Raw genomic sequence first — 1,299 nt, 5'->3', positions numbered from 1 at the left:
GGGCTCCTGTGGGATGACTGAATTCTACAAAATGACCCGAAATTGCCTCAAGTGTGAGAAATCCGCGTCGAGCTTTCGCGAAGCTTAAGCGTGCGCGAGCTAAGCAGATAGTAAGCAGAGAAACTTAGTCTATTCGAGATTCTGCTTTCCCAAGAAAACAAGTATTTTATGTGCGACGGTCGACAAATTTCTATCGCGCCATCCAATGCCGTAATCAAGATGTGAAAAACCGTCGCCGTCGCGCACTTCTAGCACAGTTACCTGCTCAAGGATCGTACCTGGAAAAAATGCGAGCCAGCCAGCCGGCATGAGCGTAATACCATGTCCGTTAATGACGAGAGCGATCGTCCGCAGACTTATGATTTCTTCCCTACACACTGTTGGTAGAAAGCCAGCAATGCTTGCTTTGCGTTTTAACAGTGTAGACATGTCCTCTCCTGTATCATCGTTACCGAAGACAAAAGTTTCTTCCCGTAAATCGCTCCAACATGTCGTGACAGACGAAGCAAGAGGATGGTTTGTCGGTGTCACAGCGACAATTCGATCGCTCCACAGTGGTAAGGTAGCTGCGCAAGATTCGTTCAGCGGAAGGGCTATAATTACTAAATCAACGATACCGTCGAAAAGAGCCGAAATTACATCTCTCTTGGATACGTCACGATATATAAACGAAATACCGGGATAAAGAATTCTATACGGTTCGATGAAGGCCGACACCCGTCCTGGCGGTACATTACTTTGTATTCCTATTGATACGATACCGCTTTCACCCAAGGCGCATCTCCGAGTATATTCATAAAGAGCATTTGTGTCGTGCAACAGAGCCTCAGCTTGTCGGAGGAATGCTTCGCCGACTGGCGTAGGCGTTGTGCCAGATGATGTCCTGCGGAAAAGCTGAATTCCGACGCGCTCCTCAAGTAGCCGAAGTGAACGACTGACTGCGGACTGTTTGGAATTTAGAGCGCGTGCCGCGCCATGGATGCTTCCTTGAAGAGCAATTGCGCATACGCATTGCAGTTCCCGTAGATCAAGAGGAGGGTGTCTTACCATTCCATTTCTTTCCTCTCATACAAATTAAAATTCGACAGTTTGTAGTGTGAGTGTTGTAACGCACAATAATATAATTTATGTATACATGAAAAATATAATGTAATATTTATATATGTCTTATATACCACAATTAATACCTAGATATATTTATTCGCATCTATAGATATGCGCGCATGACTCTAGGGCCTGTTAGATCTTAAAATACTTCCTATATTGTATGGATTGAAGAAGGAGACGGAACAGGCACTT

The 1,299-nt window shown here is 45.0% G+C and carries 1 protein-coding gene and 1 pseudogene; both read right to left on the bottom strand.

What is annotated here, in order from left to right:
• Positions 1-129: 129 nt before the first annotated feature.
• Positions 130-774: a LysR family substrate-binding domain-containing protein gene (locus CSR02_RS07575; protein ID WP_228120804.1), complete on the bottom strand. Its 645-nt coding sequence runs from the start codon at positions 772-774 to the stop codon at positions 130-132.
• 84 nt (positions 775-858) lie between these two features.
• A pseudogene (locus CSR02_RS17275) lies at positions 859-1,050 on the bottom strand (LysR family transcriptional regulator); the annotation flags it as partial.
• Positions 1,051-1,299 lie beyond the last annotated feature (249 nt).

It is taken from the genome of Acetobacter pomorum (assembly GCF_002738225.1).
Classification (GTDB): domain Bacteria; phylum Pseudomonadota; class Alphaproteobacteria; order Acetobacterales; family Acetobacteraceae; genus Acetobacter; species Acetobacter pomorum.
This window is presented reverse-complemented; position numbering and strand designations above follow the sequence as displayed.